Source organism: Neisseria flavescens (assembly GCF_001618065.1).
In the GTDB taxonomy this organism is placed as follows: domain Bacteria; phylum Pseudomonadota; class Gammaproteobacteria; order Burkholderiales; family Neisseriaceae; genus Neisseria; species Neisseria flavescens_A.
The window spans coordinates 68397-75332 of the sequence record NZ_LAEI01000058.1 but is presented as its reverse complement, the minus strand read 5'-3'; the positions used below and the strand labels follow the sequence as shown (position 1 = coordinate 75332).

The 6936-nt window shown below is 48.3% G+C and carries 7 protein-coding genes; 5 read left to right on the top strand and 2 right to left on the bottom strand.

Annotated elements, in window-relative coordinates:
* A partial coding sequence (locus TW89_RS11870) for a hypothetical protein (RefSeq protein ID WP_225522201.1) occupies nucleotides 1–204 on the top strand: 204 nt, incomplete at its 5' end.
* Here the strand turns inward: TW89_RS11870 and hisB are convergent.
* A complete protein-coding gene (hisB, locus tag TW89_RS09250) occupies nucleotides 171–1124 on the bottom strand; it encodes an imidazoleglycerol-phosphate dehydratase HisB (RefSeq protein WP_128581251.1) in 954 nt (317 codons plus the stop codon). The genes TW89_RS11870 and hisB overlap by 34 nt on opposite strands.
* Nucleotides 1125–1143: 19 nt before the next feature.
* On the bottom strand, nucleotides 1144–2229 hold the full coding sequence (gene hisC, locus TW89_RS09245; RefSeq protein WP_128581250.1) for a histidinol-phosphate transaminase: 1086 nt from the start codon (nucleotides 2227–2229) through the stop codon (nucleotides 1144–1146).
* A 218-nt stretch (nucleotides 2230–2447) separates the two neighbouring features.
* Here hisC and TW89_RS09240 point away from each other — a divergent pair, with 218 nt between their 5' ends.
* The 4 genes from TW89_RS09240 (at nucleotide 2448) to TW89_RS09225 (ending at nucleotide 6930) form a co-directional block, all read left to right on the top strand.
* On the top strand, nucleotides 2448–2804 hold the full coding sequence (locus TW89_RS09240; protein WP_039862096.1) for a DUF2069 domain-containing protein: 357 nt from the start codon (nucleotides 2448–2450) through the stop codon (nucleotides 2802–2804).
* The gene (locus TW89_RS09235) at nucleotides 2801–4633 is read left to right on the top strand and encodes a PglL family O-oligosaccharyltransferase (protein WP_128581249.1); all 1833 of its coding nucleotides are present in this window, start codon (nucleotides 2801–2803) and stop codon (nucleotides 4631–4633) included. The genes TW89_RS09240 and TW89_RS09235 overlap by 4 nt, the downstream gene beginning before the upstream one ends.
* A gap of 206 nt (nucleotides 4634–4839) precedes the next feature.
* Nucleotides 4840–5517, top strand: a complete 678-nt coding sequence (gene misR / locus TW89_RS09230; protein WP_003748666.1) for a two-component system response regulator MisR — start codon at nucleotides 4840–4842, stop codon at nucleotides 5515–5517.
* A gap of 15 nt (nucleotides 5518–5532) precedes the next feature.
* On the top strand, nucleotides 5533–6930 hold the full coding sequence (locus TW89_RS09225; protein ID WP_128581248.1) for a HAMP domain-containing sensor histidine kinase: 1398 nt from the start codon (nucleotides 5533–5535) through the stop codon (nucleotides 6928–6930).
* Nucleotides 6931–6936 lie beyond the last annotated feature (6 nt).

The following is a 6936-nucleotide window of genomic DNA, read 5'->3' as shown; positions in this document are numbered from 1 at the left end:
GATGTGTTTGGCGATCATGGCTTGTGCGGTTTGCTGGAAGAAGGTGCTCATGAGAAATCCCCTAAATGTCTTGGTGGGAATTTAGGGGATTTTGGGGAATTTTGCAAAGGTCTCAGGCCGTCTGAAATCCCGATCGGTTTCAGACGGCCTTTATTCATTCACACGATGCCTTATTCTTCAGATGCGGCTTCTGCTTCTTCCTGAACAGACTCTTCGCTCAGTGTGCCTTTGGTAGAAGGCGTTTGACCCATCATGCGTGGATCGTATTCGACCGCCATGCGCAATGCGCGGCCGAAGGCTTTGAAAACGGTCTCGGCTTGATGGTGCGCATTACGGCCGCTCAAGTTATCGATGTGCAAGGTCATCATGCTGTGGTTCACAAGACCATGGAAAAATTCTTCAAACAAATCGACATCAAAACGGCCGATCAGGGCGCGGGTAAAGTCGATGTTGTACACCAAACCAGGGCGACCGGAAAGGTCGATGACTACACGGCTCAACGCTTCATCCAGCGGAACATAGGCATGGCCATAACGGGTAATGCCGGCTTTATTGCCAAGCGCTTGTTTCAGGGCCTGACCCACCACGATACCGATGTCTTCAACCGTGTGATGGTCGTCAATGTGCAAATCGCCTTTGCAGGTAATATCCAAGTCAATCAAACCATGGCGCGCTACTTGGGCAAGCATATGTTCAAGGAAAGGAACGCCGGTATCCAGACGATATTTGCCGGTCCCGTCAAGATTGAGGCTAACGGTGATTTGGGTTTCGCAGGTATTACGGGTAACAGTAACAAAACGGCCTTCAGTTGAAACACCAGCTTTGGCTGTTTCGACAGTTTGTTTTTCCAAACGCGCCGCTTCAACTGCTGCTTTTTCTTGGTCTTTGCTGTGATCACGGTTCAGCCAGCCTTTGCGTTTGTGCATGCCGGATTCCAACTTCGCAGCCAGGCTCGGACGAATGCCGCGTGCAGACTCATCGCCTGCTTGTTGTTCCAAACGGCGCTTGAGCTGAGACAAAGAGGCGGAGTTTTCATAACCGCATGCGCGTGCAAGCTTGGTCAATGAGCCGGCTTCTTCAACCAGTAACAGAAAATTGGTCAAATGCAATTGAGCTTTATTCATAATGGTAGTTTCCTTGAAATCAAAGATTGGGGTAAAGGTTTTTAATAACGGCCAAGACGGCATCATTTTGCGCTGCCGAGCCTATGGTTATGCGGACACACTGATCCAAAAGCGGATGGCTGCCATGCAATTTTTTAATCAGTATGCAGTTTTGCTTCAATGTTTCAAACAACCCGTTCGCATCAGGTACGCGAACGGTAATAAAGTTGGCTTCGCTCGGAAAAACTTCCAAACGGTTTAATTTCAACAATTCATTCATCACGCGCGAACGCTCGTTTTTTAATGTATCAATGTTTTGCTGAATGATTTGATGATGTTTCAATGAGAATTTTGCCGCCGCCAAGCTTAATTGATTCATATTGTAAGGCGGAAGGATTTTGGCCAGTTCACCCATAATGCTTGGACTTGCCGCTGCATATCCCATCCGCAAGCCTGCAAAGCCGATTTTACTGATGGTACGCATTACGACCAGGTTTTCGACTTCTCCCGCCCACGGAAGAAAACTGTCATGATGAAACGCTCCATATGCCTCATCGACAACCGCAATGCCGGTAGCCGCACGAATGACCGCCTCTACTTCTTCTCGCTTAAAGCACACGCCGGTAGGATTATTGGGATAGGCAATAAAAATTAATGACGGCTGCTGTTGCTCGATAGCGGTCAAAACGGCAGGGAGATTTACAGAGAAATCCGGATTTAAGGGAACACCGACATATTCCATGCCATAAAGCGCGGCATTATGACGATACATAACGAAACTTGGCTCAATACCCAATACACGCGCATTTGGTTTGGCAACCAGCATAGTCAAAAACTGGATAAGCTCGTCGGAGCCGTTACCCAATGCGATTTCCGCTTTATCGGGAATACCGAAAACTTCCCTCAATTCTTCATAAATACCGCTCTTGGCAGTATGGGGATACAAATGAATCGGAGCCTGCTTTGCCAAGTCCGCCCATTCTGACAATAAAGATTCATACCCGGCGAAAGGATGATGCGGACACTCCATGGCGTCCAACTTAATAAAACCTTCCGGCAAATCGGCAACCTGATAGGCTGTCATTACTTTAATATCATCACGGATAACTTCAGCAACGCGATTCATGGTTTTCTATCCTCCTAAGATAAAGTATTTATAATAGTAGCACAATCTTTATTAGATATATATATTAATAAGACTATAAAAAAAGATAAAGTTTCATTCGTTTGAAGAAAAAACAATAAATCCTTTCTTCAGCATCTTTAAACAATATTCTTGGCTTACCCTGCCTTTTTAGCGGTATAATTTTAAGTTTTCCAGTACGGCTTTACGCCCTCAATATTGTGAACAATACACGCTCCCCATTACCTTATCTTGCAACTTCCATAAGCCTTATCCTACTGATTCTGCTTTCCTTATCATGGGAATTATGGATCGCGCCATTGCGCGAAGGCGGCTCATGGTTGGCACTGAAAGCCCTGCCTTTGTGCTTGCCGTTAACCGGCATTTTGAAAAAACGCATCTACACTTACCAATACAGCTCCATGCTGATTCTGATTTACTTTGCCGAAGCCTGTATGCGCCTGGCAGACACGGCTCTCGCCAGCCGGATTTGCGCCGCCGTTTCCGTATTATTGTGCATTGCTTTTTTCCTCGGCTGCCTTGCATTTATCAAACAACAAAAACACACATCAAAATGACCTACCACACACTTTCAGATGGCCTGACCGAATCTTCAGTGAAAACCTTTTGGCCTTTATGGCTCAGTTTTCTTTGGATTTGCGCCATCCCTTTTCTTTCACTCTACCGAGTCGGTCCACTGCCCAGCTTTTATTTAGAAGCCATCTCACTGAGCGGCTTATTGGTCCTGACATTGATTAGCGCACACAAAGGCCTGTTGAATATCCGCCTTCCCGCACTCAGTATCGGCTTGTTTGCCATGGCTGCATTTTGGTCGCTCCAAGCGCGCTTCATGCATTCGACCTACCCCGGCATGAGCGATATTACTGCCTGGGCCTTTGTCATTTTGGCACTGGGCGCATGGTCGGTTCGCGGCTGGGTAACGGCCTACGGACAAGAACGCGTCGTCAGCATCTTCGCTTGGTCTTTATTGATAGGGGCAACCATACAGGCCGCCATCGTCTGGCTGCAATTTAAAGGCTGGTCCAACGTAGAGTGGTTGAACGGCATCATTGCCCGAAGCAACGGCACCGTAAACGGTCAACTCGGCCAGCGCAATCATTTGGGACATTATTTAATGTGGGGCATTTTGGCGGCATCCTATTTATGGACGGCACGCAAAATGTCCAATACAGCAGGTTTTCTGTTTGTATTGGCTTTGACCGCAACCCTCGGCCTGGTCAACTCACGCACCATCTTAGGCTACATTGCCGCCCTATTCCTGATTACGCCGTTATGGTTTTGGCGTACCCATTTCCAACACAAACGCGCACTGTGCATTTTCCTTCTGACCGCAATCCTGGCCGCCGCTTTCCAATTCGGCATGGGCAGCCTGTTGGATTTGTTTGGCAACATCAAATACGAAACTGCTGTCGAACGCGCAGGCACCAGCGGTTTTGAAGGCTCCATGCGCCAAATCGAATGGAGCAAAGCATGGATTGCCTTTCAATCCGCACCTTGGTTCGGCCACGGCTGGAACAGTTTTGCCCAACAAACCTTCCTGATCAATGCCCAACAACAATACTTCCCCAACAACATCCTCGGCGTACTGTTTACCCATTCGCACAATATCGTCATGCAGTTATTGTCCGAAATGGGCATTGCCGGCACCTTGCTTGCAGCCTTAACCCTGCTTGCAGCCGTATGGCGACTGTTGGGACGCAACCAAATGCCAGCTTCCCTGTTTTTACTGACTGCCGCCGCCGTCAGCCTCTGCCACAGCATGCTCGAATATCCGCTTTGGTATATCTACTTCCTCACCGTATTCAGCCTGATCCTATCGCTGACACCTTCTTATCCGAAAGATGTTTCAGACGGCCTTTTATCTACCCGAATCAGACAGTGGGCAGGCGGTATAGCTGCTTTATCGATTTTAATCGGCATGGCAAACCTCAGCTGGGAATATCAAAATCTGACCCAATATAGCCGTGTAGGAAAAACCGACGATCCGCAAACGGTTCAAAACAAAATCTACGGCTTGCAGCAGCTCTCCAAAGAAAGCCCCATGCTTGCCTATTACGCCGATTTAAGTTTGAGCAAACGTGCCGACCCGACCGATGCCTACATCCGCCCGTGGGCGGAAGAAGCCGCACTCAAAGCCCTGACCTACCGCCCCTACTCCAGCGCCTATCAAGTCGGTCTCTACCTATATCGACAAGGCAAAAAAGAAGAAGGTGCGCAATGGATGCAGGCAGTACAATATTATTACCCATATATGATGTATTTCTACGCCGACAAAATACGCAGCCATCCGGTATTCGCCCCTCTGCTGCCTAAACTTTTGTTAGATTGCAAAGATTTCATCAATGCACCGAAACACCAAACTGCCAAATCATGTGATAAACCCTAAACAAAACACACTCAATTGTCAGTTTGTCCTTACAGGCCGTCTGAAAATGTAAAGAGCAGCGAGTTTCTATGCAAAAAAGCGCAAAAGCACAGAAAATTACGCTATCAACAAAAGCAGATTGCATGTTAAGATTGAACACAACTCTATTTTAAGCGCCGTACTGCCATTTAGTACCGCAGCGCATACAATCACGAAAAGGAAATTCCATGAGTCGCGTATTACTCGTAGATGACGATGCTCTCTTGACCGAATTGCTGACCGAATACCTGACTGCCGAGGGCCTCAACGTTCATAGCGTTCCCGACGGCGAAGCCGGCGTTCAAGAAATTCTGACCGGACAATACGATGTCGTCGTATTAGACTCCATGATGCCTAAAATGAACGGTTTGGACGTACTGAAAAACGTACGCACCCAAAGCACCGTACCCATCATCATGCTGACCGCGAAAGGCGACGACATCGACCGCATCATCGGTCTGGAAATGGGTGCGGACGATTATGTTCCGAAACCATGTACACCGCGCGAACTCTTAGCCCGCATCAACGCCATCCTACGCCGTGCGCAACACAGCAACGAACAAAACAACGCTCCTAACAGCATTTCTGTCAGCGACGTCGTTTTGTACCCGGCCAAACGCCAAGCCAGCATCAAAGACACTCCGCTCGAGTTGACCAGCACCGAATTCAACCTGCTCGAAGTTTTGATGCGCCACGCCGGACAAGTTGTCAGCAAAGAGACCCTGTCCATCGAAGCACTCGACCGCAAACTGGCTAAATTTGACCGCAGCATCGACGTACACATCTCCAGCATCCGCCACAAACTGGGCGATGCTTCCCTGATTCAAACTGTACGCGGCTTAGGCTACCTGTTTGTTAAAAACTAAAGATTAAACAGATCAATGAAACTGTTTCAACGCATCTTCGCCACATTTTGCGCAGTCATCGTCTGCGCAATCTTTGTGGCGAGTTTTTCATTTTGGCTGGTACAAAACACCCTCGCCGAAAACCAATTCAACCAGCGCCGCACCATCGAAACCACATTGATGAGCAGCATCATCTCCGCGTTTAACTCGCGCGGAGACAGCGGTGCGCGCGAAATTCTTTCGGAATGGAAAAACAATCCGGTTTCCAATGCCGTTTATGTAATTACCGGCGACGATAAAAAAGACATTTTAGGCCGCAATATCGACAGCCTGTCCATCGAACGCGCCCGCATCTTTGCCATCAACAACCCCGAATCCGATTTAGCCCACATCGAATACGACCGCTTCGGCGAAGAATACCTCTTCTTCATTAAAGGCTGGGACAATCATCAAGCCCAGCGCCTCCCCAGCCCGCTCTTCATTCCCGGCCTGCCGCTTTCGCCTATTTGGCACGAATTTATTATTCTGTCTTTCATCATCATCGTCGGCCTGCTGATGGCATACATCCTTGCCAACAACATTACCAAGCCTATTAAAATTTTGGGCGGCGGCATGGACAGAGTAGCCAACGGCGAACTCGAAACCCGCATTTCCCAACAAGTTGACGACCGTGACGACGAATTATCCCACCTTGCCGTGCAGTTCGACAAAATGGCCGAAAAGCTTGAAAAACTTGTTGCCAAAGAGCGCCACCTGCTTCACCACGTTTCTCATGAAATGCGCTCGCCGCTGGCGCGCATGCAGGCAATTGTCGGCCTGATTCAATCTCAGCCGCAAAAACAAGAGCAATACCTCAAGCGGCTTGAAGGCGAATTGGTGCGCATGGATACTTTGGTAGGTGAATTATTGACCCTCTCCCGCCTAGAGACTTCCAATATTCCTTTGGAAAAAGAAAACCTCAAACTCGTTCCTTTCCTGACCAACTTGATTGAGGACAACCAAAGCATTGCCCACCAAAACAACCAAAGCGTTACCCTGAGCATTGATCCAAAAATCCCCGAAAATGCCGTAGTCAGCGCCAACGAAGGCTATCTATACCGCGCCTTTGACAACGTTATCCGCAATGCCATCAATTACAGTCCGGAAGGCAGCACCATTCAAACCCATATCGGACAAGACGGCAAAAACTGGATTATCGATGTTACCGACAACGGGCCTGGCGTAGATGAAATGCAGCTTCCGCATATTTTCACTGCCTTTTATCGCACCGACTCCAGTGCGCACAAGCCCGGTACAGGTTTAGGGCTTGCCTTGACGCAGCATATTATGGAACAGCACTGCGGTAAAATCATTGCTGAAAATGTCAAACCCAACGGCCTGAGGATGCGTTTTATCCTTCCCAAAAAGAAAGCCGGAGACAAAAAAGAAGTCTAAAAATAA

Coding starts and splice junctions, on each gene's coding strand:
- hisB (WP_128581251.1), bottom strand. CDS start 1,124: ATGAATAAAGCTCAATTGCATTTGACCAATTTTCTGTTACTGGTTGAA.
- hisC (WP_128581250.1), bottom strand. CDS start 2,229: ATGAATCGCGTTGCTGAAGTTATCCGTGATGATATTAAAGTAATGACA.
- TW89_RS09235 (WP_128581249.1), top strand. CDS start 2,801: ATGACCTACCACACACTTTCAGATGGCCTGACCGAATCTTCAGTGAAA.
- misR (WP_003748666.1), top strand. CDS start 4,840: ATGAGTCGCGTATTACTCGTAGATGACGATGCTCTCTTGACCGAATTG.
- TW89_RS09225 (WP_128581248.1), top strand. CDS start 5,533: ATGAAACTGTTTCAACGCATCTTCGCCACATTTTGCGCAGTCATCGTC.